The organism is Streptomyces sp. TRM68416 (assembly GCF_014596915.1).
Lineage (GTDB): Bacteria > Actinomycetota > Actinomycetes > Streptomycetales > Streptomycetaceae > Streptomyces.
The window spans coordinates 261,622-288,259 of sequence record NZ_JACVWU010000009.1; the positions used below are offsets into that span (position 1 = coordinate 261,622).

At 70.5% G+C, this 26,638-nt stretch carries 27 protein-coding genes and 1 pseudogene; 18 read left to right on the forward strand and 10 right to left on the reverse strand.

Annotated features, from left to right (window positions below; genetic code table 11):
- Positions 1 to 25 precede the first annotated feature (25 nt).
- The 11 genes from ICC28_RS17245 to pstB all read left to right on the forward strand — a co-directional run bounded on the left by ICC28_RS17245 (position 26) and on the right by pstB (position 11,886).
- On the forward strand, positions 26 to 412 hold the full coding sequence (locus tag ICC28_RS17245; RefSeq protein ID WP_188289452.1) for a GntR family transcriptional regulator: 387 nt from the start codon (positions 26 to 28) through the stop codon (positions 410 to 412).
- Positions 409 to 1,353 (forward strand): ABC transporter ATP-binding protein, encoded by a 945-nt coding sequence (locus ICC28_RS17250; protein ID WP_188289453.1) that lies wholly within the window; start codon positions 409 to 411, stop codon positions 1,351 to 1,353. Before ICC28_RS17245 ends, ICC28_RS17250 begins: the two co-directional genes overlap by 4 nt.
- Entirely contained in the window at positions 1,350 to 2,366 is a 1,017-nt protein-coding gene (locus tag ICC28_RS17255; protein WP_188289454.1) for an ABC transporter permease, read from the forward strand. The genes ICC28_RS17250 and ICC28_RS17255 overlap by 4 nt, the downstream gene beginning before the upstream one ends.
- Positions 2,363 to 3,259, forward strand: coding sequence for a hypothetical protein (locus ICC28_RS17260; protein WP_188289455.1), 897 nt, complete (start codon positions 2,363 to 2,365; stop codon positions 3,257 to 3,259). Before ICC28_RS17255 ends, ICC28_RS17260 begins: the two co-directional genes overlap by 4 nt.
- Before the next feature lie 302 nt (positions 3,260 to 3,561).
- Positions 3,562 to 5,793: an RNA degradosome polyphosphate kinase gene (locus tag ICC28_RS17265; RefSeq protein ID WP_188289456.1), complete on the forward strand. Its 2,232-nt coding sequence runs from the start codon at positions 3,562 to 3,564 to the stop codon at positions 5,791 to 5,793.
- Complete coding sequence (locus ICC28_RS17270) at positions 5,774 to 6,952, forward strand: CHAD domain-containing protein (RefSeq protein WP_188289457.1); 1,179 nt, start codon at positions 5,774 to 5,776, stop codon at positions 6,950 to 6,952. The genes ICC28_RS17265 and ICC28_RS17270 overlap by 20 nt, the downstream gene beginning before the upstream one ends.
- A 162-nt stretch (positions 6,953 to 7,114) precedes the next feature.
- Positions 7,115 to 7,513, forward strand: a complete 399-nt coding sequence (locus tag ICC28_RS17275; protein ID WP_188289505.1) for an NUDIX hydrolase — start codon at positions 7,115 to 7,117, stop codon at positions 7,511 to 7,513.
- Positions 7,514 to 7,778: 265 nt separating this feature from the next.
- On the forward strand, positions 7,779 to 8,903 hold the full coding sequence (pstS, locus tag ICC28_RS17280; protein WP_188289458.1) for a phosphate ABC transporter substrate-binding protein PstS: 1,125 nt from the start codon (positions 7,779 to 7,781) through the stop codon (positions 8,901 to 8,903).
- Positions 8,904 to 9,007: 104 nt separating this feature from the next.
- Positions 9,008 to 10,015, forward strand: a complete 1,008-nt coding sequence (pstC, locus tag ICC28_RS17285) for a phosphate ABC transporter permease subunit PstC (RefSeq protein WP_188289459.1) — start codon at positions 9,008 to 9,010, stop codon at positions 10,013 to 10,015.
- Positions 10,012 to 11,064, forward strand: coding sequence for a phosphate ABC transporter permease PstA (gene pstA / locus ICC28_RS17290; protein WP_188289460.1), 1,053 nt, complete (start codon positions 10,012 to 10,014; stop codon positions 11,062 to 11,064). The genes pstC and pstA overlap by 4 nt, the downstream gene beginning before the upstream one ends.
- 45 nt (positions 11,065 to 11,109) lie before the next feature.
- Positions 11,110 to 11,886 carry a phosphate ABC transporter ATP-binding protein PstB gene (pstB, locus tag ICC28_RS17295; protein ID WP_188289461.1) on the forward strand — a complete coding sequence of 259 codons (777 nt, stop codon included), beginning with the start codon at positions 11,110 to 11,112 and terminating at the stop codon, positions 11,884 to 11,886.
- Positions 11,887 to 11,994: 108 nt separating this feature from the next.
- On the opposite strand, the gene ICC28_RS17300 is transcribed toward pstB, so the two are convergent.
- On the reverse strand, positions 11,995 to 12,993 hold the full coding sequence (locus ICC28_RS17300; RefSeq protein WP_188289462.1) for an inorganic phosphate transporter: 999 nt from the start codon (positions 12,991 to 12,993) through the stop codon (positions 11,995 to 11,997).
- Positions 12,994 to 13,000: 7 nt separating this feature from the next.
- Complete coding sequence (locus ICC28_RS17305) at positions 13,001 to 13,621, reverse strand: DUF47 domain-containing protein (RefSeq protein WP_188289463.1); 621 nt, start codon at positions 13,619 to 13,621, stop codon at positions 13,001 to 13,003.
- 234 nt (positions 13,622 to 13,855) lie between these two features.
- Here ICC28_RS17305 and ICC28_RS17310 point away from each other — a divergent pair, with 234 nt between their 5' ends.
- Entirely contained in the window at positions 13,856 to 14,218 is a 363-nt protein-coding gene (locus ICC28_RS17310; RefSeq protein ID WP_188289464.1) for a metal-sensitive transcriptional regulator, read from the forward strand.
- Positions 14,219 to 14,252: 34 nt separating this feature from the next.
- Here the strand turns inward: ICC28_RS17310 and ICC28_RS17315 are convergent, their stop codons facing one another.
- Entirely contained in the window at positions 14,253 to 14,429 is a 177-nt protein-coding gene (locus ICC28_RS17315; protein WP_188289465.1) for a hypothetical protein, read from the reverse strand.
- A 78-nt stretch (positions 14,430 to 14,507) separates the two neighbouring features.
- The gene (locus ICC28_RS17320; RefSeq protein ID WP_188289466.1) at positions 14,508 to 15,335 is read right to left on the reverse strand and encodes a hypothetical protein; all 828 of its coding nucleotides are present in this window, start codon (positions 15,333 to 15,335) and stop codon (positions 14,508 to 14,510) included.
- A 510-nt stretch (positions 15,336 to 15,845) separates the two neighbouring features.
- On the opposite strand from ICC28_RS17320, the gene ICC28_RS17325 reads away from it, so the two are divergent.
- Positions 15,846 to 17,432, forward strand: a complete 1,587-nt coding sequence (locus ICC28_RS17325; RefSeq protein WP_188289467.1) for an FAD-binding oxidoreductase — start codon at positions 15,846 to 15,848, stop codon at positions 17,430 to 17,432.
- Positions 17,433 to 17,502: 70 nt separating this feature from the next.
- Here the strand turns inward: ICC28_RS17325 and ICC28_RS17330 are convergent, their stop codons facing one another.
- The 4 genes from ICC28_RS17330 to ICC28_RS17345 all read right to left on the reverse strand — a co-directional run bounded on the left by ICC28_RS17330 (position 17,503) and on the right by ICC28_RS17345 (position 20,493).
- The gene (locus ICC28_RS17330; protein WP_188289468.1) at positions 17,503 to 18,210 is read right to left on the reverse strand and encodes a phosphatase PAP2 family protein; all 708 of its coding nucleotides are present in this window, start codon (positions 18,208 to 18,210) and stop codon (positions 17,503 to 17,505) included.
- Positions 18,211 to 18,414: 204 nt separating this feature from the next.
- Positions 18,415 to 19,422, reverse strand: a complete 1,008-nt coding sequence (locus ICC28_RS17335) for an NlpC/P60 family protein (RefSeq protein WP_223188968.1) — start codon at positions 19,420 to 19,422, stop codon at positions 18,415 to 18,417.
- A gap of 141 nt (positions 19,423 to 19,563) precedes the next feature.
- Positions 19,564 to 19,920, reverse strand: coding sequence for a hypothetical protein (locus ICC28_RS17340; RefSeq protein ID WP_188289469.1), 357 nt, complete (start codon positions 19,918 to 19,920; stop codon positions 19,564 to 19,566).
- 45 nt (positions 19,921 to 19,965) lie between these two features.
- Entirely contained in the window at positions 19,966 to 20,493 is a 528-nt protein-coding gene (locus tag ICC28_RS17345) for a hypothetical protein (RefSeq protein ID WP_188289470.1), read from the reverse strand.
- 295 nt (positions 20,494 to 20,788) lie between these two features.
- Between ICC28_RS17345 and ICC28_RS17350 the strand changes: the two are divergent.
- Positions 20,789 to 21,140 (forward strand): annotated as a pseudogene (locus ICC28_RS17350) (DUF1330 domain-containing protein).
- Between the two features lie 9 nt (positions 21,141 to 21,149).
- On the opposite strand, the gene ICC28_RS17355 reads toward ICC28_RS17350, so the two are convergent.
- Both ICC28_RS17355 and ICC28_RS17360 read right to left on the reverse strand, forming a co-directional pair.
- The gene (locus ICC28_RS17355) at positions 21,150 to 21,908 is read right to left on the reverse strand and encodes a PIG-L deacetylase family protein (RefSeq protein WP_188289471.1); all 759 of its coding nucleotides are present in this window, start codon (positions 21,906 to 21,908) and stop codon (positions 21,150 to 21,152) included.
- Positions 21,909 to 21,933: 25 nt separating this feature from the next.
- Complete coding sequence (locus ICC28_RS17360) at positions 21,934 to 22,848, reverse strand: oxidoreductase (protein ID WP_188289472.1); 915 nt, start codon at positions 22,846 to 22,848, stop codon at positions 21,934 to 21,936.
- 72 nt (positions 22,849 to 22,920) lie between these two features.
- On the opposite strand from ICC28_RS17360, the gene ICC28_RS17365 reads away from it, so the two are divergent.
- From ICC28_RS17365 to ICC28_RS17380, 4 genes are all read left to right on the forward strand, one after another.
- Positions 22,921 to 23,523: a TetR/AcrR family transcriptional regulator gene (locus ICC28_RS17365; RefSeq protein ID WP_188289473.1), complete on the forward strand. Its 603-nt coding sequence runs from the start codon at positions 22,921 to 22,923 to the stop codon at positions 23,521 to 23,523.
- A gap of 460 nt (positions 23,524 to 23,983) precedes the next feature.
- Positions 23,984 to 24,292 (forward strand): hypothetical protein, encoded by a 309-nt coding sequence (locus ICC28_RS17370; RefSeq protein WP_003991275.1) that lies wholly within the window; start codon positions 23,984 to 23,986, stop codon positions 24,290 to 24,292.
- A 189-nt stretch (positions 24,293 to 24,481) separates the two neighbouring features.
- Positions 24,482 to 25,312: a hypothetical protein gene (locus ICC28_RS17375; protein WP_188289474.1), complete on the forward strand. Its 831-nt coding sequence runs from the start codon at positions 24,482 to 24,484 to the stop codon at positions 25,310 to 25,312.
- A complete protein-coding gene (locus tag ICC28_RS17380) occupies positions 25,302 to 26,621 on the forward strand; it encodes a hypothetical protein (RefSeq protein WP_188289475.1) in 1,320 nt (439 codons plus the stop codon). The genes ICC28_RS17375 and ICC28_RS17380 overlap by 11 nt, the downstream gene beginning before the upstream one ends.
- Positions 26,622 to 26,638: the final 17 nt, after the last annotated feature.

Sequence of the window (26,638 nt, forward strand, 5' to 3'; positions counted from 1 at the left end):
TTTAGTGAAAGGGTGGTGGAAGCGAGTGGTCGAATACCGCATCGACCGGCGCAGCGGCGTCGCCACCTATCTCCAGATCGTTCAGCAGACCAAGCAGGCCCTGCGCCTGGGCCTGCTCGCACCCGGCGACAAGCTCCCCACGGCCCGCGAGGTCGTGGAGGCCACCGCCATCAATCCGAACACCGTCCTGAAGGCCTACCGCGAGCTGGAGCGCGAGGGGCTGGTCGAGCCCCGCCGCGGCCTCGGCACCTTCGTACGGAAGTCCCTGAGCACCGCGCCCGCCGACTCCCCGCTGCGCGCGGAACTGACGGACTGGGCGGAGCGGGCCCGGGCGGCGGGCCTGGAACACGACGACGTGGCGGCGCTCTTCACCGCCGTACTGGACGAGCACTTCAAGGGGGACAAGGCATGACGGACATCGCCATCGAGGCAACGGGACTGAGTAGGACGTTCGGCGCGTGGCGGCGCCCCACAGGGGCGCGCGGAACTGCGCGAGCGACCGCAAAAGCGCCGCGGCACACCAACGGCCTCGCACAGCTCGACTTCCGGCTCCCGGCCGGAGGCATCTGCGCCGTCGTCGGCCCCAACGGCGCCGGCAAGTCCACCCTCCTCGCCCTCGCCGCCGGACTGCTCCGGCCCACCGAAGGCACCGTCTCCGTGCTCGGCACCACCCCCGCGGCGGCCCGCGAACGTCTCGCCTACGTCGCCCAGGACAAGCCCCTGCACCCCCAGCTCACCGTCGCCGACACCCTGCGCCTGGGCCAGGAGCTCAACCTCCGGCGCTGGGACGCCGCCACCGCCCGGCGGATCGTCGCCGACGGCGACCTCGACCCCGACGCCAAGATCCGCACCCTCTCCGGCGGCCAGCGCACCCGGGTCGCCCTGGCCCTCGCCCTCGGCAAGCGCCCCGAGCTGCTGCTTCTGGACGAGCCGATGGCCGACCTCGACCCGCTGGCCCGGCACCAGCTCACCGGCACCCTCATGGCGGACGCCGCGGACCACGGCACCACCGTTGTCATGTCCTCGCACGTCGTACCGGAGCTGGAGGGCTCCTGCGACCACCTGCTGCTGCTCGGCGCCGGCCGCGCCCGCCTCTCCGGGCCGCTGGAGGACCTGCTCGCCGCGCACACCCTGGTCACCGGCCGGGCCGAGGACCCCCTCGACCCACCGCACACCGTCGTCGAGTCCCGCACCACCGGCCGCCAGCGCACCGCGCTGATCCGCCCCCAGGGCCCCGTCGGCCCCTCCTGGCAGCCCACCGAGCCGACCCTGGAGGAGCTCGTCCTGGCCCACCTGCGCTCCCCCGACGCCCCGGCACTCCACCTGGACTCCGCCGAGGAGGCCGCCGCATGACCACGACCGTCACCGTGGAGGCCCCCGCCACCCGCACCGCGCCCCGCCCCGGGGGCCTGCTCTGGGCGATGCTGCGGATCCACCGCTCGGCCCTGTGGTTCTGGCTGATGCTGATGGCCCTCGCCGGCGGAGCGCTGCTGTGGGTGTACGGGCCGGGTGCGGACGCCGCCTGGGAGGAGTACCGGCAGATGCGGTGCGGCTCCGACAGCCCCGGCCGCTCCTGCGACTACACCGGTCCCGCCATGAGCCGCTACGACCTGGTCCTCGGCACGACCGGCAGCCTGATGAGCCTCGTGCCCCTGCTGGCCGCCGCCTGGGCCGGCGGCGCGCTCATCGCCCGCGAACTGGAGACCGGCACCGCACGGCTGGCCTGGACGCAGTCCGTGAGCCCGGCGCGCTGGCTGGCCGCCAAGCTCGCCGTGCCGGCCGCCCTGATCGCCGTAGGCATGCTCACGCTCACCCTGCTGCACCGTCTGGTGTGGACCACGGGCGGCGAGCTGCACCGGACCTTCGGCTTGCGCATGTGGCACAACGACGCCGTCTTCGCGGCCAACGGCACCCTCGCCACCGCCTACGCCCTGCTCGGCCTCGCCGTCGGCGCCCTGGTCGGTCTCCTCCTGCCGCGCGCACTGGCCGCGCTCGGCGTCGCGGCCACGGTCGTGCTGGTCCTCCTGATCCAGCTCATGGACCTGCGCCCGCACCTGTGGCCGGTCAAGACCGCGCACCTCAGTAACGACTACTACATCAACCACGACTACTCCGGCGCCCTCGGCACGGTCACCGGCGACGGCGCCCTCACCTCCACCGGCGCCCGGGTCCCGGTCCCGGACTGCGTGGGCGAACCCCGCTGCCTCAGCGACCGCGACATCACCGGCTTCTACGTCGACTACCACCCGCCCGCCCACTTCTGGCCCCTCCAGCTCATGGAGACCGGCGTCGTCCTCGCCGTCGCGGCCGTCGCCGTCGCGGCCTCGTTCTGGCTGCTCAACCGCCGCACCGGAGCCACCGCATGACCGCCGTCACCGCCGCGACCGCCACCGCCGTACGCCCCGCACCCCGCCCCACGGGCCTGCTCTGGGCCGTGCTGCGGCTGCACCGGGCCGCGCTGGTGCTGTGGGGCCTGGCGCTGGCCGCCGCGACCGCGTACCTGGTCTGGATGGCCGCCATCGCCGACGAGGCCGAGCGGGGCAACAGCGCCTGCGCCACCCCGGCCACCGACCGCCTGCCCTCCTGCGCCTCGGTCGAGGCGATCACCGCCGACGAGACGTACTCCCACGGCCTCGCCCTGATCACCGGCCTCCTCTCCTACGTCATGTTCCCGGTCGCCGCCTGGGCGGGCGCCGCGCTCATCGGCCGCGAACTGGAGAACGGCACCGCACGGCTCGCCTGGACGCAGTCGGTCACCCCGGTGCGCTGGCTGGCCGCCAAGCTCGCCGTCCCGGCCGCCCTGATCGCCGTGGGCACCGGCACCGCCGTGCTGCTCAACGTCTGGGCCCGCGGGGAGGACAACCCGAACCTGGTCGGGGACTGGTACCACCCGGACGTCTACATCGGCACCGGCCCCACCGCCGTCGCCTACGCCCTGACCGGCCTCGCCCTCGGCGCGCTCGCCGGAATGCTCCTCGGCCGGGCCCTGCCCGCCGCCGGGACGGCCTTCGTCGCCGCACTCGTCCTCTACAACGTGCTGCAGGCCCGCCGCGAGGACCTGTGGCCCGCCCTCACCCGCCCCAGGACAGCGGAACTCCCCCGCTCCGCCTTCCAGGTATCCAGCACCCCGACCGAGGTGACCCTGCACCCGCAATCCCACTTCTGGCCCCTCCAGTACGTGGAGAGCGGCATCCTCCTCACCCTCACGGCCGCGTCCGTCGCGGCCGCCTTCTGGCTCCTGCGCCGCCGCACCCGCTGAGCCCACCGCACGCCCCTCCTACGGGGGGAGGGGCGTCCGGTGCCCCGGGAGCAGCCGCGCATTCGACGCCGAACCCGGGTACGTGACCCGGGAGCCGCCCCGCGATATCCCGCACGCCATGTCTCCGTAACCGCGGGTTCAGACGACCTTGCGACGCTCGGCCAATGAAGCCCGCCGTGCCAGAGCCTTCGCCGACCCCGGAGGGGACCGCGGGGAACGGGGACGCCCGACGCCTCGCCGCCGTGCTCCCACCCGCGTCGTCCGACGCGCCCGTATCGCCGGGAGCGCGGAAGAATGGGGCCATGAGCCAGCCCAACGCCCAGGCACCGGTCCAGCACGCCCAGCCCTCCGTGGGCTCCATAGCCGCGCACCGCTCGCGCACGGTGGCCGGTTCGGTTTCCGACCTGGAACCCGACATCGACGCCGACCTCGATGCCTACGAGGAGGCGCCGACCGACGGGCAACCGCTGCCCCAGGGCCGCTTCCTGGACCGCGAGCGCAGCTGGCTGGCGTTCAACGAGCGGGTCCTCGAACTCGCCGAGGACCCGACGACCCCGCTGCTGGAGCGGGCCAACTTCCTGGCGATCTTCGCCAGCAACCTGGACGAGTTCTTCATGGTCCGGGTGGCCGGCCTCAAGCGCCGTATCGCCACCGGCGTCGCCACCCGCTCCGCCTCCGGCCTCCAGCCGACCCAGGTGCTGGAGATGATCTGGGCCCGCTCGCGCGAGCTGATGGCCCGGCACGCCGCCTGCTTCCACGAGGACGTCGCCCCCGCGCTCGCGGAGGAGGACATCCACCTGGTCCGCTGGAACGAACTGACGGAGAAGGAACAGGCCCGCCTGTTCACCCTCTTCCGGCACCAGATCTTCCCGGTCCTCACCCCGCTTGCGGTCGACCCGGCCCACCCCTTCCCGTACATCTCCGGCCTCTCCCTGAACCTGGCCGTCGTCGTACGCAACCCGGTCAGCGGCCACCGCCACTTCGCGCGCGTCAAGGTGCCGCCGCTGCTCTCCCGCTTCCTGGAGTCCAGCCCCGGCCGCTACGTCCCCATCGAGGACGTCATCGCCGCCCACCTGGAAGAGCTGTTCCCGGGCATGGAGGTGCTGGAGCACCACGCCTTCCGCATCACCCGCAACGAGGACCTGGAGGTCGAGGAGGACGACGCCGAGAACCTCCTCCAGGCCCTGGAGAAGGAACTCATGCGGCGCCGCTTCGGGCCGCCGGTGCGCCTGGAGGTCGAGGAGTCCATCGACCGCGAGGTCCTCGACCTGCTCGTACGCGAACTGAAGATCACCGAGGCCGAGGTCTACCCGCTGCCCGGCCCTCTGGACCTCACCGGCCTGTTCCGCATCGCCTCTCTGGACCGGCCCGAGCTGAAGTACCCGAAGTTCGTCGCCGGCACCCACCGCGACCTCGCCGAGGTCGAGTCGGCGTCCCCGCCCGACATCTTCGCGGCCCTGCGCAGCCGGGACGTCCTGCTGCACCACCCGTACGACTCCTTCTCCACCTCCGTGCAGGCGTTCCTGGAGCAGGCGGCCGAGGACCCCGACGTCCTCGCCATCAAGCAGACCCTGTACCGCACTTCGGGCGACTCCCCGATAGTCAACGCCCTCATCGACGCCGCCGAGGCCGGCAAGCAGGTCCTCGTCCTGGTCGAGATCAAGGCCCGCTTCGACGAGCACGCCAACATCAAGTGGGCGCGCAAGCTGGAGGAGGCGGGCTGCCATGTGGTCTACGGCCTGGTCGGCCTGAAGACCCACTGCAAGCTGTCCCTGGTGGTCCGCCAGGAGGGCGACACGCTACGGCGCTACAGCCACGTCGGCACGGGCAACTACCACCCCAAGACGGCACGGCTCTACGAGGACCTGGGCCTGCTGACGACGGATCCGCAGGTGGGCGCCGACCTCTCGGACCTCTTCAACCGCCTGTCGGGCTACTCGCGCCGGGAGACCTACCGCCGTCTCCTCGTCGCCCCCAAGTCCCTGCGGGACGGCCTGATCTCGCGGATCAACAAGGAGGTCCAGCACCACCGTGCGGGCCGCCCCGCGTTCATCCGCATCAAGGTCAACTCGATGGTCGACGAGGCGATCATCGACGCCCTGTACCGGGCATCCCAGGCGGGCGTGCCGGTCGACGTCTGGGTGCGCGGCATCTGCGCCGTGCGCCCGGGCGTGGCGGGCCTGTCGGAGAACATCCGGGTCCGCTCGATCCTCGGCCGCTTCCTCGAACACTCCCGGGTCTTCGCCTTCGGCAACGGCGGCGAGCCCGAGGTGTGGATCGGCAGCGCCGACATGATGCACCGCAACCTCGACCGCCGCATCGAGGCACTGGTCAGGGTCACCGACCCGGCCCACCGGGCGGCCCTCAACCGGTTGCTGGAGACCGGCATGTCCGACACCACCGCCTCCTGGCACCTCGGCCCGGACGGCGAATGGACCCGGCACGCGACCGACGCCGAAGGCCAGCCCCTGCGGAACGTCCAGGAGATGCTCATAGACGCCCGGAGGCGCCGGCGTGGCACAGCAACACCTTGACCCGACGGACCCCACGGCCGCGCAGGTGACCGGCGACGCCCTCGCGGGCTACCTGCGCACCCAGGCCATGGAGTTCCTTCGAGCCCTGCGGCTGCACCGGGAGACCGGCGGCGCCGACCCCGGCCGGGCGAGGTCCCGTGCCGGGGAGCACGGCGCGGACGAGTCCGTCGACGCGGCCCGCGCCCTGCGCCGCTCGGCCCGCCGCATCAGCGGCAGCCTGCACACGTTCCGCCCCCTGCTGGACGTCGACTGGTCCGAACGCATGCGCCCCGAACTGGCCTGGCTCTCCGGCACCCTGGCCCTGGAACACGCCTACGCGGCCCGCCTGGACCGCCTCCTGACGGCCCTGCACCGCCTGTCGGGAGCGACGGCGTTCCCCGCACAATCGACAGGCGCAGCTGTGGGCGGTCGTTCCGCTGGGGCGGAACGGGTGGGCACAGCGGAACCCGGCACCGCCGGCCCCCAGTCCCACCCGACGCCCACCACGGCCAACGGCGCCAAGGAAGCTCCGCTCAACGCCCCGCCCCCCGCAGAACGCGCCAACCTCACCGTGGGCGCGGCCAAGGCCGGCGCCCTCCTGGACCGCCAGCTCACCCTCGCCCGCACCCGGGCCCACAGCAGCGCCCTCCAGGCCCTCGGCTCCTCCCGCTTCCACGCGGTGGCCGACAGCATCGCCGTACTCGCCAGCGAGGTCCCCCTCACCCGCGCCGCCCCCACCACCGCCCTGCACCCCCTCGCCACCGCGGCGGAGGAACGCCTCACCGACGCCGTCGCCGCGCTCCCCCTCCTCACCGCCGGCCACCCCTACAACGCGGAGGCCCTGATCCACGGCCTGTCCCCGGACCCGGCCCCGCACCCCCAGGACGCCCCCTGGCACCAGGTCCGCCTGCTCCTGCGCCTGCACCGCTACGCCCGCGAGGTCCTGCACGGCGAGGACGCCGTGGACGTATCGCTGCTCTCCGCGAGCCAGGCCCTCGACCTGCACCGGGACGCCTCGGAGGCAGCCGCCGCCGCGGCCTCGGCGGCCCGCACCCCGCGCATCGCCCCCGCGACGGCGTACGCCCTCGGCGTGCTCCACGCCGACCAGCGCCACGAGGTGGAGGCGGCACGTTTCGCGTTCCAGCGTTCCTGGCAGAAGCAGACGGTCGGCACATCCTGAAGCCCCCGGCGAGGAGGCGGTGAACCCCCGGTGCCCCAGACCGACGACACCACGGACAGCACCACCGACAGCACCACCGGCAACACCTCGGACAACACCACCGAAGACACCACCGGCAGCACCACGGACAACACCACCGGCAGCACCACCGACGACACCGTCGTGCAGGCGGCCGGCTGCGTCCTGTGGCGTCGCTCCCCGGTCGACGGCGAGCTGGAGATCTGCCTCGTCCACCGGCCGAAGTACGGCGACTGGTCGCATCCCAAGGGCAAGCTCAAGCACGGCGAGGACCCCCTGGCCGGAGCCCTGCGCGAGGTCGAGGAGGAGACGGGCCACCGCGCCGCCCCCGGCGCCGAGCTGTCCACCCTCCACTACCTGGCGAACGGCCGCCCCAAGCAGGTCCGCTACTGGGCGGCCGAGGCCGTCTCGGGCGGCTTCACCCCGAACACCGAGGTGGACCGGATCCTCTGGCTGCGCCCCGACGCCGCCCGGCACCGCCTCACGCAGCCCCGCGACCGGATCCTGGTGGATGAGCTGGTGCACGGTCACCCGACTGCATAAAGTGCCGACAAAACAGCCGACAAAACAGAAGAACCGGACACCGGCCGGAATCACTCCGTGTCCTCGACGTAAGCGTTCCGTGACCTCACCGCACCGTCCACAGGGGTTCACCCCGCGTTCATTTACGGCCATCGGCGCCTTCACCTGATCTGCCTAATTTCGGCCTTACGCGGTGTGGCGCGCGCTCCGCAAGACGCGTCCGCATCCCTCAGTCCTCGCACGCCGCCGAATTCAGGACGGCGGCTCCTGGAAGGAACTCCCTCAAGTGAAGCTTCAGCGCATGAACCGGCGGGCCCTCACCCTCGGTGCTCTCGCCGTCTCCGGCGCCCTGGCCCTCACGGCGTGCGGCTCCGATGACACGGGCAACGGCGGTGACAGCACGTCCTCCGCGACCGCCGCCGCCGGCAACATCAAGTGCGACGACGCCAAGGGTCAGCTGCTCGCCGACGGCTCCTCCGCGCAGAAGAACGCGATCGACCTCTGGGTCAAGCAGTTCACCCAGGCCTGTGGCGTCCAGATCAACTACAAGGGCGGCGGCTCCGGCGCCGGCATCACCGCGTTCACCCAGGGCACGGTCGCCTTCGCCGGCTCCGACTCCGCCCTGAAGCCCGAAGAGGTGGAAGCCTCCAAGAAGATCTGCTCCGGCGGCCAGGGCATCGACCTGCCGATGGTCGGCGGCCCGGTCGCCGTGGGTTACAACGTCCCGGGTGTCGACAACCTGGTCCTGGACGCCAAGACCCTCGCCGAGATCTTCGACAGCAAGATCACCAACTGGAACGACGCGGCGATCAAGAAGCTCAACCCCGAGGCCGAGCTGCCCGACCTGAAGATCCAGGCCTTCCACCGCTCGGACGAGTCCGGCACCACGGACAACTTCACCAAGTACCTGGCCGCCGCGGCCCCCGACGACTGGAAGTACGAGCCCGGCAAGGCCTGGCAGGCCAAGGGCGGCCAGTCCGCCGCGCAGTCCTCCGGCGTCGCCCAGCAGGTCAAGCAGACCTCCGGCGCCATCAGCTACATGGAGCTGTCCTACGCCAAGGACGGCATCAAGGCCGCCTCCATCGACACGGGCGCCGGCGAGCCGGTCGCGGCCACCGTCGAGAACGCCACCAAGGCCATCGCCGCCGCGAAGGTCGTCGGCACGGGCACGGACCTCGCCCTGGAGCTGGACTACGCCACCAAGGCCGAAGGCGCCTACCCGATCACCCTGGTCACGTACGAGATCGTCTGCGACAAGGGCAACAAGGCGGAGACCCTGCCCGCCACCAAGGCGTTCCTGAACTACATCGCGAGCGAGGACGGCCAGAAGGTCCTGGCCGACAACGACTACGCCCCGATGCCCGACGAGATCATCACCAAGGTCCGCGAGACCATCTCCAACCTGAGCTGACCTGAGTGTGCGGTCCGGTCCCCGCACGGGACCGGACCGCACCGTCCGGTGCACCGCCGCCAGGAGCCGCGCCCCGCGTGCGACTCCGCAGACCGGAGAACCCGATGAACACCACTTCGCAGATAACCGACGCACCACCCCCCGCACCCCAGCCGACGGTGACCGAGCGCAAGCGCACGGCCCGCGGCGCCACCCGCCCCGGCGACCGCGTCTTCCTCGCCCTGTCCCGCGGCTCCGGCATCTTCCTGCTGGCGATCATGGCCGCGATCGCGGTCTTCCTGACCTGGCGCGCCGCCATCGCCATCAGCGACAACGAGGGCAACTTCCTCACCACCTTCGAGTGGAACACCAGCTCCCAGCCCCCGGTCTTCGGCATCGCGGTCCTGGCCTACGGCACCGTCGTCTCCTCGATCATCGCCATGGTCATCGCCGTCCCGGTCGCCGTCGCCATCGCGCTGTTCCTCACGCACTACGCCCCGCGCAGGCTGAGCGGCCCGATCGCCTACGTCATCGACCTGCTCGCCGCCGTACCGTCCATCGTGTACGGCCTGTGGGGCGCCCTGATCCTCGTTCCGTACATGGACGGCCTCTTCGGCTGGCTCAACGACTACTTCGGCTGGACCGGCATCTTCGACTGGGACGGCGGCGCCGCCCGCTCGATGCTCACCGTCGGCATCCTGCTCGCGATCATGATCCTGCCGATCGTCACCAACGTGAGCCGCGAGGTCTTCGGCCAGGTCCCGCAAATGCACGAGGAGGCGGCCCTGGCCCTCGGCGCCACGCGCTGGGAGGTCATCCGCATGTCGGTGCTGCCCTTCGGCCGCTCCGGCGTGATCTCCGCCTCGATGCTCGGCCTCGGCCGCGCGCTCGGCGAGACGATGGCCGTCGCCACCGTCCTGTCGCCGGACTTCCTGATCCACGGCAGCCTGCTCAACCCGGGCGGCGGCACCTTCGCCCAGAACATCGCCAGCAAGTTCGGCGAGGCGACCGAGTTCGGCCGGGACGCGCTCATCGCCTCCGGTCTGGTCCTGTTCGTCATCACCCTGCTGGTCAACGGCGCGGCCCGAGCGATCATCGCCCGCCGCAAGGAGTACTCGGGGGCCAACGCATGAGCACCGCAGTCCAGCACCCCAGCTCCCTCCAGGGCGCCCGGCTGCCGAAGTGGTCCCCCTGGGCCATCGCCGCCGGCTCCCTCGCGGTCTCCGTCGGCGGCAGCCTCGCCGCCGGGATCGAGAGCCGGATCCAGTGGGGCCTGATCGCCGCGCTGCTGTTCCTGCTCGGTACGTACGTCTTCACCACCCGCGTCGAGGGACGCCGCCAGGCCAAGGACCGGATCGCCACCTCGCTCGTCTGGGTCGCCTTCCTGCTCGCCGTGGTCCCGCTCGTCTCCCTGGTGTGGACGACCGTCTCGCGCGGTGTGAAGGTCCTCGACATCTACTTCCTGACCCACTCCATGGGCCTGACCGCCGACTCCGAGGCGGGCGGCGGCATCTACCACGCCATCATCGGCACCCTGGAGCAGGTCGGCATCGCCACCCTGATCGCCGCGCCGGTCGGCGTGCTCACCGCGATCTACCTGGTGGAGTACGGGCGCGGCGCCCTCGCCAAGGCCGTCACCTTCTTCGTCGACGTGATGACGGGCATCCCGTCCATCGTGGCCGGTCTGTTCATCCTCAGCCTGCTGCTCATCCTGGACATGGGCTTCTCCGGCTTCGCCGGCGCGCTCGCCCTGGCGATCCTGATGATGCCGGTGGTCGTCCGCTCCACGGAGGAGATGCTGAAGCTCGTCCCGAACGAGCTGCGGGAAGCCTCCCTGGCCCTCGGTGTCCCGAAGTGGCGCACCATTATGAAGGTGGTCCTGCCGACCGCGATCGGCGGCATCACCACGGGTGTCATGCTGGCAGTGGCCCGCATCGCCGGCGAGACCGCTCCGGTCCTGCTGCTGGTGTTCGGCAACTCGTTCATCAACAACAACCCGTTCGACGGACCGCAGGCGTCGCTGCCGCTGTACATCTACCAGCAGTACTCGCAGAGCGCCGGCTCGCCCGCCGCGTACGACCGAGCCTGGGCGGCGTCCCTGACGCTGATCGCCTTCGTGATGATCCTGAACCTGGTGGCCCGCGGCATCGCCCGCTGGAAGGCCCCGAAGACCGGTCGCTGACGCGGCCATACAGCGACCGACTGATCTGGAAGTGAAGTACTAATCATGGCCAAGCGAATCGACGTAAGCGGACTGACCGCCTACTACGGCTCCCACAAGGCGATCGACGACATCTCGATGACCGTCGAGCCCCGCTCGGTGACGGCCTTCATCGGCCCCTCCGGCTGCGGCAAGTCGACGTTCCTGCGCACCCTGAACCGCATGCACGAGGTCACCCCCGGCGGCCGTGTCGAGGGCAAGGTGATGCTGGACAACGAGGACCTGTACGGCGCCGGCGTCGACCCGGTGACGGTCCGCCGCGAGGTGGGCATGGTCTTCCAGCGCCCGAACCCCTTCCCCACGATGTCGATCTTCGACAACGTGGCCGCGGGCCTGCGCCTGAACGGCAACTACAAGAAGAGCGAGCTCAGCGACATCGTCGAGAAGTCGCTCAAGGGCGCCAACCTCTGGAACGAGGTCAAGGACCGGCTGAACAAGCCCGGCTCCGGCCTGTCCGGTGGTCAGCAGCAGCGTCTGTGCATCGCCCGCGCCATCGCGGTCGAGCCGAACGTCCTGCTCATGGACGAGCCCTGCTCGGCCCTCGACCCGATCTCCACCCTCGCCATCGAGGATCTGATCGGCGAGCTGAAGGAGCGCTTCACGATCGTCATCGTGACGCACAACATGCAGCAGGCGGCCCGTGTCTCGGACCGCACCGCCTTCTTCAACCTCTCGGCGGTCGGCCAGCCCGGCAAGCTCATCGAGATCGACGAGACGGAGCGCATCTTCTCCAACCCGTCGGTCCAGGCGACGGAGGACTACATCTCGGGCCGCTTCGGCTGAGCCTCCCCGATCCCCTCGCGGTGCTGCATGGCGGTGCCACCGCGAGGACGGAAAGGGCCCGCCCCCTGGCTCCCGGGGGGCGGGCCCACTCGTCTGTCCTGCGTGACCTCACAGGAAGGCGAGGTGCACGATCCCGAACGAGGCGGCCGCGACCGTGGCCGCCGCCGGCATGGTGATGAACCAGCCGAGGATGATGTTCTTGGCGACGCCCCACCGCACGGCGTTGACCCGCTTGGTGGCGCCCACGCCCATGATCGCCGAGGTGATCACATGGGTGGTCGAGACCGGCGCCGTGAACAGGTACGCCGTGGTGAACATGATCGACGCGCCGGTGGCCTCCGCGGCGAACCCCTGCGGCGGATCCAGCTCGATGATCTTCCGCCCCAGCGTCCGCATGATCCGCCAGCCGCCGGCGTAGGTGCCCAGCGACAGCGTCACCGCACAGGCGATCTTCACCCATACCGGGATCGGATCGCCGTAGTCCTCGACATCGGCGATGACCAGCGCCATCACCACGATGCCCATGGTCTTCTGCGCGTCCTGCAGACCGTGGCCGAGCGCCATGCCGGCCGCCGACACCGTCTGCGCGATCCGGAACCCGCGCTTGGCCTTGTGCGGGTTGGCCCGCCGGAAGATCCACATGATCCCGGTCATGACCAGATAGCCGACCCCGAGCCCCACCAGCGGCGAGATGAACATCGGGATGACGATCTTCTCCAGCACCCCGTGCCAGTACACGGTGGTGCCGCCGGCCAGCGCGGCCCCCACCATGCCGCCGAACAGGGCATGGGACGAGGACGAGGGCAGCCCGAAGTACCAGGTGATGAGGTTCCAGGTGATCGCGCCGATCAGGGCCGCGAAGAGGATGCCCATCCCCTTGGACCCCTCGGGCGTCTGGATCAGCCCCTCGCTGACGGTCTTGGCGACGCCGGACCCCAGGAAGGCGCCACCGAGGTTCATCACGGCGGCCATGAGCAGCGCGGCCCGCGGTGTCAGCGCCCGGGTGGACACCGACGTGGCGATGGCGTTGGCCGAGTCGTGGAAGCCGTTCGTGTACGTGAAGAAGAGCGCGACCCCGATGGTCACGACCAGAGCGAAGGTGTCCATGGACGGTTCAGGACTCCTTGACCGCGATGGTCTCCACCGTGTTGGCCACGTGCTCGAAGGCGTCGGCGGCCTCCTCCAGCACATCCACGATCTGCTTGAGCTTCAGCACCTCGATGGCGTCGTACTTGCCGTTGAAGAGATGGGCGAGCAGCTTGCGGTGGATCTGGTCCGCCTGGTTCTCCAGCCGGTTGACCTCGATCCAGTACTCGGTCAGGTTGTCCATGGTCCGCAGGTTCGGCATGGCCTCGGCGGTCAGCTCCGCCGCCCGCGCCAGCACCTCGATCTGCTGCTCGACGCCCTTGGGGAGTTCCTCGACGTTGTAGAGGACGACCAGGTCGACGGCCTCCTCCATGAAGTCCATGATGTCGTCGAGGGACGACGCGAGGGAGTAGATGTCCTCGCGGTCGAACGGCGTGATGAACGAGGAGTTCAACTGGTGGAAGATCGCGTGCGTGGCGTCGTCACCTGCGTGTTCCGCGGCCCGCATACGCTCTGCGATCTCGGCCCGGGCGGAGGTGTCCGCCCCGAGCAGTTCCATGAGGAGCTTCGAGCCCGTGACGATGTTGTCCGCGGACGCGGCGAACATGTCGTAGAAGCTCGTCTCCCTGGGGGTCAGACGAAAGCGCACGTGGGGTCCTCGGGGTGCTTCGGTTTCGGTCAGGCTGATGCTAGGCGCATCATCCGGCCACGGCTAATGGGCCGTCCCCCAGTGTCGCCCATCAGGCAGAGTGTTCAGCACGGGGGCGGCCCGGTGGTCCAGTCCAGCCGCCGCCAAAGGGCTTCGATGGCATCGGCCACAGGCCCTATACCCGGCAAAGTTCGGTACGATATACCCAGTAGGGGTATGCATCTGGAGGACGCAATGACGACGACCGAGGCCGGCGCCACGGCGCCCTCCGAGCTCGCGCCCGAGCACGGAAACGGGCACGAGAACGAGCACGCCACGCACGGCTACCACCACCAGAAGGACGAGCACCTCAAGCGCCTGCGCCGCATCGAGGGCCAGATCCGCGGCCTGCAGCGGATGGTCGACGAGGACGTCTACTGCATCGACATACTCACTCAGGTCTCGGCCTCCACGAAGGCCCTCCAGTCCTTCGCGCTCCAGCTCCTGGAGGAGCACCTGCGCCACTGCGTCGCCGACGCGGCCGTGAAGGGCGGCGGCGAGATCGACGCGAAGGTGGAAGAGGCCACGAAGGCGATCGCGCGCATGCTGCGCACCTGAGCCCGGCCCGCGGGCCGAAAGGGGCGCCCCCGGCTCACTCGCCGGAGGCGTCCCCGCGCTCCTGGTCCACTTTCAGCACCTCGTCGATGCTCTCAAGGCTGAGCCGGTCCTCGGCGGCCGAGGCCGCGATGATCAGGTCTCCGCACAGCTCGATCTCGGCGAGGGCCACGTGGTCCTGAACTGCCGTACCGCCGACCGGAGCCACGTGCATCACCTCTTCTCTGCCGTCACCGACTTCCTAGAGTAGGGAGCGGCCTACGCACCGCGCATGGCACGGAAGGGCTAGTCCTTATTCGGCGATCTTCCCGGCGTAGATGTCCTCACGATCCGGCAGCCGTACGTCGACGGCGACGCCGAAGTCGTAGAGCAGCGTCGTCGACGCCACCGCGACGCTGTCCCGCACGCCGCCTTGCGCGTTGACGAAGCTGAACCGGTGCCGGACCTTGCGGATCCGCCCCTGCTCGTCGAGGTAGACGTCGAAGGGCACCTGGCTGCTGGCGAACCCTTTCGCCGCCGCGGCGAGCGAGTCCCGCCCACCGGGCGAGGCGCTCTCGGCGGCCCGCCGCAGATCGGCGGTACCGCGGTAGTGCCGCACGGCGACCCCCGCCAGCTGCTCGTCCCCGACGAAGGTCACGGACCGCGCCCCCCGCAGCAGTTCGGCGGCTGCGAAGGGATCGGTGACCCCACCCGTGACCAGATTCCCGTCCGAAAGCCCAGCGGTCTCCACCCTCACCCACTTGTCGTCCGGCACCCCGGCCCCCCGGTTCTTCATGTACAGGGCCCCCGGCGCGAGCAACTCCGTGATGGGCCGGTGGACGGTCTCCCCCGCCGGATCCTGCGGCAGCAGCACCCGCAGCCGCCCCATCTGCTTGCGGTAGTCGTAGACCCCCTCGCCCCGAATGGTCACGCGGGTCCCGCCGGTCGCCATCTCCATCGACGTACGGGTCTTGGACGTACGAGCATCCAAGAGCCGCTGCGCCGCACCGCGCACGGCTTCGACGTCTCCCCCGCCCGGGGACTCAGCCCGCTCGCCCCCGCCGCACCCCCCGCAGACCACCCCCACGAGCCCCGCCGCGACGACGGCCGCCCCCCTCCGCCTGTTCTGCCGCACCGCCATCGCCTGCCTCCGTCACGGGCCCCCTGTCCGCCCCGTTAACGACGCGTCAGCGGCCTCGGTAACGTGGTCGGCGTGGCCCACCAGGACAGACCGCCCGCCCCCTCCGAACACCACACCACCACCACCGACCGAGGCCCCTTCTGCACAGCCCAATGCACCTGCGGCTGGCGAGGCCCAGCCAGAAGAGCCCGAAGCCAGGCCCGCACAGACGCGGAACAACACTCAACGGGCACATAGAAACGCAGGCCGATCCATCCAGCCCGCCGGGCACATAGAAACGCAGGCCGATCCATCCAGCCCGTCCGGCGTTTGAGGACGAGGCCGTCCAGGCCGAACGGGGGTCCAGGGGGCAGAGCCCCCTGGCGGGGTCGAAGGGGCGGAGCCCCTGGGGACGGGACGGGTAGGGGCCGCGGGGGCGAAACAAACCCGGCACCCACCCCCACAAGCCCGCACCATGGAACCCCACCCCCCACCACCCCGTCTCGTTCCACGTAACCCTCGGGAGGCGACATGGAACGGCGCACCTTCATAGCCGGCGGCGCAGCCGCACTCGCGGCAACCGCAACAGCAGCCTGCACAGGCACAGGCACAGGCACAGCCCCCACCCCCGGCACCCCCACCCGCTCCACACCACCCCCCGCCAACCCCCCACTCCGCACCACCGCCACCACCTCCACCACCGCCCCCACCACCTGGTCCGCCCTCGCCCGCTCCCTCGACGGCCCCCTCATCCGCCCCGGCGACACCGCCTGGAAGGCCGCCCGCCAGCTCTACAACACCCGCTTCGACACCCTCAAACCCGCCGCCGTCGCCTACGTCGCCCACCCCGACGACATCCGCACCGCCCTCTCCTACGCCCGCGCCCACCGCCTCCCCGTATCGATCCGCAACGGCGGCCACTCCTACGCCGGCTGGTCCTCCGGCAACAACCACCTCATCCTCGACGTCTCCAAGCTCAACCGCGTCCGCGCCTCCGGCACCACCGCGGTCATCGGCGCCGGCGCCAAACTCATCGACGTCTACCGGGCCCTCGCCGCGAAGGGCGTCACCATCCCCGCCGGCTCCTGCCCCACCGTCGGCGTCTCCGGCCTCACCCTCGGCGGCGGCCACGGCGTCGTGTCCCGGGCCTACGGCCTGACCTGCGACAGCCTCACCCAGGCCACCCTGATCACCGCGGACGGCAAGCAGCTCACGGCGAACGCGACCGAGAACAAGGACCTCTTCTGGGCCCTGCGCGGCGCCGGCAACGGCAACTTCGGCGTGGTGACAGAGCTCCGCTTCAGGACCCACCCCGCCCCCCAGGCCGTCACCGCGTACCTGTCCTGGCCGTGGTCGAAGGCCGCCAGGGTCCTGAAGGCCTGGCAGGCGTGGGGCCCCACCCAGCCCGACGAGATCTGGTCGTCGTTCCACCTCGGGAACGCCGCCGGCGGCACCCCGACCGTCTCCGTCGCCGCGTTCTCCCTCGGCACCTACCGCGAGCTCCAGAACGCCGTGGACCGCCTCGCGAACGCCCCCGGCGGCCCCGGCCCCGCGACCAGCGTCTCCCTGCGCCGCCGCTCGTACGAGGAGTCGATGGAGCTGTACGCCGGCTGCTCCTCCTTCGCCACCGACGCCCAGTGCCATCTCCCCGGCCCGACCCCCGGCCGCTCCCCCCAGGGCGCCCTGCGCCGCGAGACGTACGCGGCGAAGTCGGACTTCTTCGACCGCTCGCTCCCGGCCGCCGGCGTCCAGACCCTGCTCAAGCAGATCCAGGGCGTCCGCGGCGGCACCGGCAGCATCGCCCTCACCGCCCTCGGCGGCGCGGTCAACCGCGTCTCCCCCACCGCGACGGCCTTCGTCCACCGCCGCTCGCGGATGCTGGCCCAGTACATCGCCGCCTGGCAGGCCGGCACGGGCGGCGCCACCGCCCGGTCCTGGCTGACCTCGGCCCACGACGCGATGAAGCCGTACGCGTCGGGCGCGGCGTACCAGAACTACACGGACCCGAGCCTGAAGAACTGGCGGAAGGCGTACTACGGAGACGCCGCGCCCCGCCTGGCGAAGCTGAAGAAGCAGTACGACCCGACGGGCTTCTTCACGTTCCCGCAGGCACTCTGAACGGAGTCAGCCGAACCGAGCCGAACCGAACCGGAGCCAGCCGAGCCGGAGTTGCTCCTCGCCCCCTGGGTCAGGCGGCGAGGTCCCGTTCCTCGGCCGACTTCTCCTCCCGCGCGCGCGGAACAAGGCCGCCCTGACCGTCGTACGACGAAGCCTTCCGCGACCGCACGAGCCAACCCACCCGCGGCGACCGCTCGATGGCCTTCATCAGCGGTGTCAGCAGGGCCGCGGCGACCGGGGACAGCAGCAGGGTGACGGCCGTGCCGAGGGCGAAGCCGCCGACGACGTCCGTCGGGTAGTGCACGCCCATGTAGACCCGGCAGAACCCTTCGAGCAGCCCGAGCGCGATCCCGACGAGCCCGAACTTCCGGTTGGCGACGAAGAGTCCGACACCCATCGCCATGGTGATCGTCGCGTGGTCGCTCACGAAGGAGTAGTCGGTCTTGCCGGAGACCAGGACTTCCAGTCCCTGGTGGTCGAGGAAGGGCCGGGGCCGCTCCACGAAGCCCCGTATCGGCACGTTGACGAGAACGGCGATGCCCGCGGCGAGCGGTGCCCAGACCAGCGCGGCCACGGACGAGGCGGCGTCCTCGCCGCCCCTGCGCCGCACGGTCCACCAGCACCACACCACGAGCAGCACCATGGCGAGCAGCAGTCCGTACTCGCCGACGTACTCCATGACCCGGTCGAACCAGTGCGGTGCGTCCTTGGCCAGGCCGTTGATGTCGTAGAGCAGCTCGACGTCGGGGTTCGACCCGGATGCGGCGAGTCCAGCCATGGTGCTGCGGCCCCTTCGTCGTCTCTCTCGGCACACCTGTGCGTGCGCCGCTCTGCCACCCCCGTGGTTGTAGATCCGCGCTCGGCTACGTCAACAGGAACGCACGGTCCCCATCAATACGTTCCACACTCCACGGAATGATCACGCAGACGTTATCGAAGAGAGATACGTTGCCGCAGCTCAGGGGGTGGCTTCACGGTGCGTCTACACGGCCGTGGGGAGCGCTTTCGCGCCATCTTCGGTGACGCGGGTGGCGCCGAAGTAGTCAGGGGTGTCGATCCGGTCGAACCGGATCACCGCACCTGTTCTCGGGGCGTCGATCATGTACCCGCCGCCCACATAAATCCCCACATGCCGGATGGCCCGGGAGTTCGTGAGGTCGTCCGAGAAGAACACGAGGTCCCCCGGCAGCAGTTCCTCTCGGGAGGGGTGCGGGCCCGCGTTGTACTGGTCGTTGGCGACCCGGGGGAGCGAGATCCCGACACTTTCGTAGGCGGCCTTGGTCAGTCCGGAGCAGTCGAACCGCCCGCCGTCCTCGGCGGTGCCGTCACCGCCCCACAGATACAGCTTGCCGAGCTGCTTCTGCGCGAAGTCGATGGCCCCGGCGGCCTGCTCGGACGGATCCACCCGGCCGACGGGAGCGGCGAAGCTCTCCTCCAGCGTCGTGATCGTCTTCACGTAGTTCTGGGTCTCCTTGTACGGCGGCACTCCCCCGTACTTGATGACCGCGTACGCCCCGGCGTTGTAGGACGCGAGCATGTTGTGCGTCGGGTTGCCGGGCACGTCCTTCACGTACTTGGCGAGCGTGCAGTCGTACTTGGCGGCCGAGGGGATCGCGTCGTTCGGGTCCCAGACGTCCCGGTCGCCGTCCCCGTCGCCGTCGATGCCGTGCGTGGCCCAGGTGCCCGGGATGAACTGCGCTATCCCCTGCGCCGCCGCCGGGCTCTGCGCCTTCGGATTGAACCCGCTCTCCTGGTACAGCTGGGCGGCGAGCAGCGCCGGGTTGATGGCGGGGCAGAGATTGCCCCACTTCTCCACCAGCGCCGAGTACGCGGCCGGCACCGCCCCCTTGGCCAGCGCCTTGGACCCGCCGCTCACCCCGTTGACGAGGTTCCCCGCGACGACGAAGACCCCGACGACGAGCAGCATCACGAAGCTCAGCCCCGCCGCGACGGAGGCACCCGCCACGATCCACGCCTTACGCACCGTCAACCGCCCCTCGCCACCCGGGACTCCGCTCGGAGCCCGCCCGACCGGAATCCGCCCGCGTCAGTCTAGGAGCTTCCCCGCCGGAATCCGCTGCAACCGGCGGAGAACCGCCGGTTGCAGCGAAGGGCCTCGCGGTCGGTCGTCTCAGTCGTCGGCGAGGTGCTTGATCTTCTCGAAGGGGTACGCCCCCACGATCACCACGACCATGCCGTAGAGCGCGAAGACCGCCAGCCCCCAGGTCGAGACCGACTTGCCGCCCCCGCTCAGGACGACGCTGCCGATCGGCACGAGCGGCGCCAGGCTGAGCACCGCGGCGCCGGTGCACCAGAAGGCCACCAGGTGGTTGGCCCGCTTCCTGAGCGCCGGGTCGGCCTTCACCTCCGCCGGGACGTCGTATCCGAGGGACCGGTTGCAGACCTCACCCCGGTATCCGACGCGGGCCGCCAGAAAGCTGGCGAGCCCCAGCGCGCAGAAACAGCCGAAGATGAACATGTAGGCCATGGGTACCTCTGGATCTCGTCGTGCCCGGCGACTCTGGGGCCTGTCCTAGCGGACGTACTTGATGATGAAGGCGATGACCATGTTGATGGCCTTGTTCTTGACCCAGTTGGGCAGCACCTTCCAGGCCCAGCCGCCGATCTCGCCGCCGAGGCAGCCGATGATGGCGTTGCGGACGTAGTCCTTCTTGCTGGAGGCCTTGCCGGCCGCGATGTCGCTGAGCACGGACGTGGGGATGCTGGCCAGCGCACCCCGGGCGCACCATGCGGCGGCGCCGATCGCGACGGCCGCGATGGGGAACGCGCGCGTCTGGCGGCCCCTCGTGGCGGAGGCCGACCCGCCCATGGCCTTCGTGATCTCGGCGAGGGCCTCGGCGCCCATCTCCTGCTCGATGAACTTCCGCTGCTCCGCGGTGAGCGCCGGCGCGGGCGCTTCGGCCGTGGCGGCCTGGCGGGCCACGTCGGCGCGGGTGCTGTCGGCGGCCGTGGCGGCGGGAGCCGCGGCGGCGAGCAGGGCCGAGCTGGTGACAGCGGCGATGCCCGCCAGAGATATACGGCGCAGGACAGTGGTACGCATTCTTTTTCCCCTGAGTTTGGTGCTTCCTCACCTCCTGGTCACGGAGGTGATCAGCTACGCACCCTGACACCCTTCCGCGCCTGGCCACAGCCCTGTCACCTATGCCGATGATCACGGCACCGACGAGGAACTCACAGCCTGCCGCACGCATCTAGAAGAAAATCGGCCACGATGACCGAAAGCGATTGCTACCCCCGCCGGGCGGCCCCCATGACCTGACGGGTAATCGACTCCCGCCACCCCTCCTTGCGACGATCGCCCCCACGAGCCGAACCCGCCGGAAGGGACCACCGCAGTGACCGCCTACGCCATAGCCCACCTGCGCGACGCCGCCCCGCACCCCGACATCGCCGAGTACATCGAGCGCATCACCGCCACCTTCGAGCCCTACGGCGGCCGCTTCCTCGTCCACGGCACACAGCACGAGACAAAGGAGGGCAACTGGCCCGGCTCAGTCGTGATGATCGCCTTCCCCGACCTCGCCGAGGCACGGGCCTGGTGGAACTCCCCCGCCTACCAGCAGATCGCCCCCCCTGCGCACCCGGCACATCGAGGGCGACATCATCCTCGTAGAGGGCGTCGCCGAGAACTACGACCCGACCACCACGGCCAGGACCATGCGGGAGGCCGCCCTGACCACCGAATAGCCGGCCCCCCTACACCGTCAGTTCCGTCGCACCCAAGACACCGGACACGCACTCCTGCCGGATGTACCACTCCGTACCGAGGATGCTTTCCCGGACGTCGTCCGGAAGACCGCCCAACAGCCCGGGCGCCGCCCCACGCTCCACCTCACTGCGATGCGCCCGTACGGCAGCCCACTTCCGCTCCAGCCAGGGCCGTACGTCGACGGTGGCCGTGACCCGGTCGTCCGGCACGGTGTTCATGCCCTTGCCGTCCAACCCGAAGACGCTCAGCGCCCGGACGGCCGAGTGCGGGTGCGTGGCCAGGTACAGCGCGCTCGGCTGCCAGGGGGCACCGGCGTCCGGATACAGCCGTTCGAGCCCAGCCGCCTGCACCGCCAGTACGGTCACGCGGTGGGCGTGCACATGGTCCTCGTGACCGCTCAGACCGCCGTACGCGTCATGCGTGACCACGATCTGCGGGCGGAACTCCCGCAGATGGGCCACCAGCCGCCCCACCGACTCCTCCAGCGGGGCGTCGCAGAACCGCGGGCTGCCGGGCGCGGACCGCGGCACCCGGGCGTCCGCGTAGCCGAGCAGGCGCGGCTTGCCGGCACCCAGGATGCGCAGCGCCTCGGCGAGTTCCGCGGCGCGCCGGGTATCCGCGGCCCAGGTCGCCGTCACGACCGCCGTGCGGGCGCCCGCCGCGGCGTGCCGGGCGAGCACTCCGCCGGAGAACAGCGACTCGTCGTCGGGGTGGGCGAAGACGGCGAGCAGACTCGGCACCGGCATGCATGGACCACCCTCCGACGGGAGCTCAGGCGTTGGACGCCCCCACGGTCAACGGATACACCACACCCGTCAGTTCCTCCGACACCGTCCACAGCCGCCGCGCCACACCGGCATCGCTGGCCGCCGCCGACCGCCCCACCAGCGTGGGCGCACCCCGGAACTCGCCCAGCCCGTCCGGCCCGACATAGCTCGCCCCGGGCAGGTCCTGCGTCGCGGCGTACAGCGTGGGCAGCGCGCCCGCCCGGTCGTCCTGCGCGAAGAGCCGGTTGCCGACCTTCATGAAGGCCCGCGCGACCGAACTGCCCGCGTGGCTCTGGAGGTTGGTGGCGGAGTACCCGGGATGCGCGGCGAGCGCCCGCACCGGCGACCGGGACTCGGCCAGCCGGCGCTGGAGTTCCAGCGTGAACAGCAGGTTGGCCAGCTTCGACTGGGCGTAGGCGCGCTGCGGGTTGTAGGCGGTGTCCAGGTTCAGGTCGTCGAAGTGAATCCTGGCCCCGCCCCAGCGATGGGCGCCGGAGGCGACGGTGACGACGCGGTCGGTGACGTACGGCAGGAGCAGGTTCGTCAGGGCGAAGTGCCCGAGGTGGTTGGTGCCGAACTGCATCTCGAAGCCGTCCTTGGTGCGCTGCTTCGGGAGCATCATCACGCCCGCGTTGTTCACCAGCAGGTCCAGTGGGCGGCCCTCCCAGGAGTCGGCGAACTCCCGTACGGAGGACAGGTCCGCCAGGTCCAGCCGCCGCACCTCGGTGCTCCCCTTCACCTTGTTCGCGGCCGCCCGCCCCCGCTCGGGATCCCGTACGGCGAGGACCACATGAGCGCCCGCGCGCGCGAGCGCGTCCGCCGCGGTGAGGCCGATGCCGCTGTTGGCGCCGGTGACGACGGCGGTACGGCCGCCGAGGTCGGGAAGGTCGTTCGCGTTCCACTTGCGCTTGTCAGCCATGCCCTCGAATGTAGGCGCCGACAACAATGCTGTCAACGACAACAAAGCTGTCGTCGACAACATCGGGATACGATGGCCCACATGCCCGAGAGCCGCCCCTACCACCACGGAGACCTCCGCTCCACCCTCCTCGCCGGTGCCGAACGCACCCTGCGCGAGAAGGGAGTCGGCGCGCTCTCACTGCGCGAACTGGCCCGCGAGGCCGGCGTCAGCCATGCCGCACCCGGCCGCCACTTCAAGGACAAGCAGGCCCTGCTCAACGCCCTCGCCCTGGCCGGCTACGACCGCCTGGACCAGACCCTGCGGGCTGCGGACGACCCCGCCCTCCCCCTCGAACCCCGGCTCATCGCCCTCGCCCGGGCCTACCTCGGCTTCGCCATCCACAACGCCGAGCTCCTGGAACTCATGTACGCCCGCAAGCACGACCCCGGTGCCTCCGAGCAGATGACGGCCGCCGTCGACCGCACGGTCGGCGCCCTCGCCCGCGTCCTCGCCGACGCCCAGGCGCGCGGCGAGATCACCGAGGGAGACCCCGAACGCCTCACCCTCGTCACCGGCACCAGCCTCCACGGCCTCGCCGCCTTCACCGCAGCGGGCATGCTCGCCGCCGAAGAGGCCCTGGCCTCCACCGAGGAACTGGTCCACACCCTGCTGCACGGCCTCAAGCCCCGCTGAACCGCTGTCCGGGCGTCACTCGTCGGCGATCTCGTAGCCGTGGACCTCTTCTTCCCTCCCTCTGCCACAGCCGCAGCCGCCGAGCCCCCTGCCCAACCGGCGATAGCCTTCACCCCGGGAACATCGGCACGCCCCGTCACCCGACCGGTCGTCAGAAACGGCGTGGTCGGCGGGACATGCCGCAAGAGGGGTCAACGACGGAACCACACACAGGTTCCGCTCCCACCTCGTTGCCCGGCGTGACCTGCCGTGATACACAGAGTGACCATACGACCACTCGTATACCGCCACACGCCTCCCGAGAGGGCCGGGCGCCGGGCGGTGGCAAGCTATTCGTACGAAACCCGCCAACCAATGACGCCAAGTCGACATACGACGGCGAAATTGTCGGCGACAATGAGGCCTGACCTCTGCGCCCGTGCAGAGGAAGCGGAACTACCCAACAGGGGCGGTGACTTACATGCTCTTTGCGGCCGACAAGGGAGACATCAACACCATCATCGGCGGGATCGCTCCGGACTGGGGGCCCTTCGGCAGCCTGGGCAACGAGGCCAAGGTGATGATCGAGGTCGTGATGGCCGTCGCCATCCTGCTCTGCCTCGGCATCGCCATCTGGGGCGCCGCCAAGCAGCGCATCGGTGCGACCGCACTCCGCGACACCTTCAGCGCGGAGCAGGGCAAGGGCCTCATCATCGCGGGCCTGACCGGCGTCTTCATCATCGGCTCACTCGGCACGCTCTTCACCATCGTCTACGGCATGGCCGTATAGCCACCGACGTCCACTCCTCCTTCCGGGCACGCCAGGTCCGGTCCGGTCCCCTCCATCCCACCCGCCCGTCGTGCCCACCGGCTGAGGTTGCGTTTCCCTGATGTCGAGTCACCACACCGCGCCCACGCGGGAACCAGCACGGCTACCGTCGTACTCCTACGGCTACGACGGCGAGGGGGCGTGCCCGGCATGAGCCTCGGAGACGACCGCGAGCCCTCCGGCGGTTACGGCGGCACCGGCCAGACCCGGACCCGGCTGCCCGAGGGCGGCGGCGATGTGTACGGAGGCGCGCGGCGGAGCGGCCGTTCGTCGTCCCGGAGTCTGGTCACCGTGGTCGGCGTGGTCGTCCTGCTCATTGCGGCGATCGCGTTCGCCAACCGTGGAGGAGACGATTCCGCATCCACGGGAGGAACCGAGAACAAGCCGGAGACGTCCAGCACGGCAGCGAGCGGCGAGCGCCCGGTGCAGTCCAGGGCCGGCGGGATCCCGACGGGGTTCGGACAGGACGAGGAGGGGGCGCAGAGCGCGGCGGCGAACTATGCGGTGACGCTGGTCTCGGCCGACATCCTCAACCCCGCCCGCCGCACCGAGATCGTGCGGCAGGTCTTCCTCACCGACAAGCAGGCGGAGCTGGAGGACAAGTTCAACGCCGCCTACTCCGAGGAGTTCCTGAGCAACCTCGGCCTCGACAAGGACGGCAAGGCCACGGGAGGCAACACCTACATCTCCCGCACCATGCCGGTCGGCACGAAGGTCACCACCTACTCGGACAGCGCGGCGACCGTCGAGGTGTGGTGCACGGGGGTGTTCGGCACCGCCGGGGAACGCTCGACCACCCCGGTCACCAGCGACTGGTTCACCCTCACGTTCCAGATGCGCTGGGTGGACAGCGACTGGAAGGTCGACAGCTTCTCCCAGAAGGACGGACCGGCCCCCGTTCCCAGTGATGACAAGGCATCCAGCGCCGACGAGATGGCCAAGGCCGTCCAGGAGTACGGAGGCTTCACCTATGCCCGGTAAGCCGCGCTTCGCGCTCAAGGTCGCCGCCGCAGTCGCCGCCGTACAGACCACCGCCGTACTCCTGGCCACCCGTGCCGCAGCGGCACCGACGCCCACACCTACCCCGTCCGCCAACAACTGTGACCTCCTGTCAGGTCAGGCCAGGGAGATCTGCGAAGGCGACTCCGGCGGCTCCGGCCGCTCCCCCTCCCTGGCTCCCACCACCCTCGACCCCCTCTCCTCCCTGGCCAAAGGCTGTGCCGACGCCGCCTCATGGACCGTCGACAAGCTGAGCGAGGCCGTGAAGGACACGGCGAACGTCGACTTCACGAACCCGAAGTTCCTTCAGCAGTACGCGGTCGTGTTCGCGGCGTCGACGATCCTCACGCTCCTCCTGTGGCTGCTGGCGGTGGCGAAGAGGGCCGTGCGGGGCGTGCCGCTGACCACCGCGCTCAGCGAGGCCATCGGGTTCCTCTGGCTGACCGTCCTTGCCTCAGCCTTCACCCCCCTCATCCTCTACACGGTCGTCTCGGCCACCGACGGCGTCTCCGAGGTACTCGCGAAGGCCACCGGGGACCAGACGGACACGTTCTTCGGCACCTTCTCCGGCGCGTTGGAGAAGGGCGAGGACATCGGCGGCGGACCCATCATGCTGATGGTCGTGTCGCTGGTCAGCATCCTCGCCGCCGGTGTGCTCTGGCTGGAGCTGGTCATCCGCGCCGCCCTGCTCTACGTAGGCGCCCTCCTCGGCACCGTCGTCTACGCGGGCCTGGTCGACAAGAACCTGTGGGGCCACGTCCGCCGCTGGGCGGGCATCATGATCGCCGTCATCCTGGTCAAGCCGGTGATCGTGATCGTGCTCGGGCTGGCCGGCGCGCTCTCCGCCGACGACGGCCCCGACGCCTTCTCCGCGGTCGTCTCCGGCCTGGCGATCATCCTGCTGGCCATCTTCGCCTCGGCGATGATCTACCGCTTCGTCCCCGGCTTCGGCGACGAGATCGCCGGTTCCCGCAACAACCGCATCATGCAGGGCGCCGAGAGCAAGGCCGCCGCAGTCATCAGCTCCCCCGCGACCCTGGTCGCCCAGGGCATCAAGACCCACAGCGCCCGCGCCGACAACAACGGCGGAGGCCAGTCCTCCGCCGCCCGCCCCGCCAACCAGACCACCGGCGGACTCGCCGCGCACAGCTCCCGACCCGCGAACGGAGGCGGCGGATCTGTCCCCTCCGCCGCACCCGTCCCCCGCTCGGGCGGCAGCCCGGTGAACACCCCGCATGCCAGCAACACCCGCAACAGCAGTACCAACCGCACGGGAGGTGAAGGGCGTTGACGGCTGATTCCCACTCG

What these genes read in the sequence shown, in the direction of transcription:
- ICC28_RS17250 (WP_188289453.1), top strand. Translation starts at nt 409, where the DNA reads ATGACGGACATCGCCATCGAGGCAACGGGACTGAGTAGGACGTTCGGC.
- ICC28_RS17255 (WP_188289454.1), top strand. Translation starts at nt 1,350, where the DNA reads ATGACCACGACCGTCACCGTGGAGGCCCCCGCCACCCGCACCGCGCCC.
- ICC28_RS17260 (WP_188289455.1), top strand. Translation starts at nt 2,363, where the DNA reads ATGACCGCCGTCACCGCCGCGACCGCCACCGCCGTACGCCCCGCACCC.
- ICC28_RS17265 (WP_188289456.1), top strand. Translation starts at nt 3,562, where the DNA reads ATGAGCCAGCCCAACGCCCAGGCACCGGTCCAGCACGCCCAGCCCTCC.
- pstC (WP_188289459.1), top strand. Translation starts at nt 9,008, where the DNA reads ATGAACACCACTTCGCAGATAACCGACGCACCACCCCCCGCACCCCAG.
- pstA (WP_188289460.1), top strand. Translation starts at nt 10,012, where the DNA reads ATGAGCACCGCAGTCCAGCACCCCAGCTCCCTCCAGGGCGCCCGGCTG.
- pstB (WP_188289461.1), top strand. Translation starts at nt 11,110, where the DNA reads ATGGCCAAGCGAATCGACGTAAGCGGACTGACCGCCTACTACGGCTCC.
- ICC28_RS17300 (WP_188289462.1), bottom strand. Translation starts at nt 12,993, where the DNA reads ATGGACACCTTCGCTCTGGTCGTGACCATCGGGGTCGCGCTCTTCTTC.
- ICC28_RS17310 (WP_188289464.1), top strand. Translation starts at nt 13,856, where the DNA reads ATGACGACGACCGAGGCCGGCGCCACGGCGCCCTCCGAGCTCGCGCCC.
- ICC28_RS17315 (WP_188289465.1), bottom strand. Translation starts at nt 14,429, where the DNA reads ATGCACGTGGCTCCGGTCGGCGGTACGGCAGTTCAGGACCACGTGGCC.
- ICC28_RS17320 (WP_188289466.1), bottom strand. Translation starts at nt 15,335, where the DNA reads ATGGCGGTGCGGCAGAACAGGCGGAGGGGGGCGGCCGTCGTCGCGGCG.
- ICC28_RS17325 (WP_188289467.1), top strand. Translation starts at nt 15,846, where the DNA reads ATGGAACGGCGCACCTTCATAGCCGGCGGCGCAGCCGCACTCGCGGCA.
- ICC28_RS17330 (WP_188289468.1), bottom strand. Translation starts at nt 18,210, where the DNA reads ATGGCTGGACTCGCCGCATCCGGGTCGAACCCCGACGTCGAGCTGCTC.
- ICC28_RS17340 (WP_188289469.1), bottom strand. Translation starts at nt 19,920, where the DNA reads ATGGCCTACATGTTCATCTTCGGCTGTTTCTGCGCGCTGGGGCTCGCC.
- ICC28_RS17345 (WP_188289470.1), bottom strand. Translation starts at nt 20,493, where the DNA reads ATGCGTACCACTGTCCTGCGCCGTATATCTCTGGCGGGCATCGCCGCT.
- ICC28_RS17355 (WP_188289471.1), bottom strand. Translation starts at nt 21,908, where the DNA reads ATGCCGGTGCCGAGTCTGCTCGCCGTCTTCGCCCACCCCGACGACGAG.
- ICC28_RS17360 (WP_188289472.1), bottom strand. Translation starts at nt 22,848, where the DNA reads ATGGCTGACAAGCGCAAGTGGAACGCGAACGACCTTCCCGACCTCGGC.
- ICC28_RS17365 (WP_188289473.1), top strand. Translation starts at nt 22,921, where the DNA reads ATGGCCCACATGCCCGAGAGCCGCCCCTACCACCACGGAGACCTCCGC.
- ICC28_RS17370 (WP_003991275.1), top strand. Translation starts at nt 23,984, where the DNA reads ATGCTCTTTGCGGCCGACAAGGGAGACATCAACACCATCATCGGCGGG.
- ICC28_RS17375 (WP_188289474.1), top strand. Translation starts at nt 24,482, where the DNA reads ATGAGCCTCGGAGACGACCGCGAGCCCTCCGGCGGTTACGGCGGCACC.
- ICC28_RS17380 (WP_188289475.1), top strand. Translation starts at nt 25,302, where the DNA reads ATGCCCGGTAAGCCGCGCTTCGCGCTCAAGGTCGCCGCCGCAGTCGCC.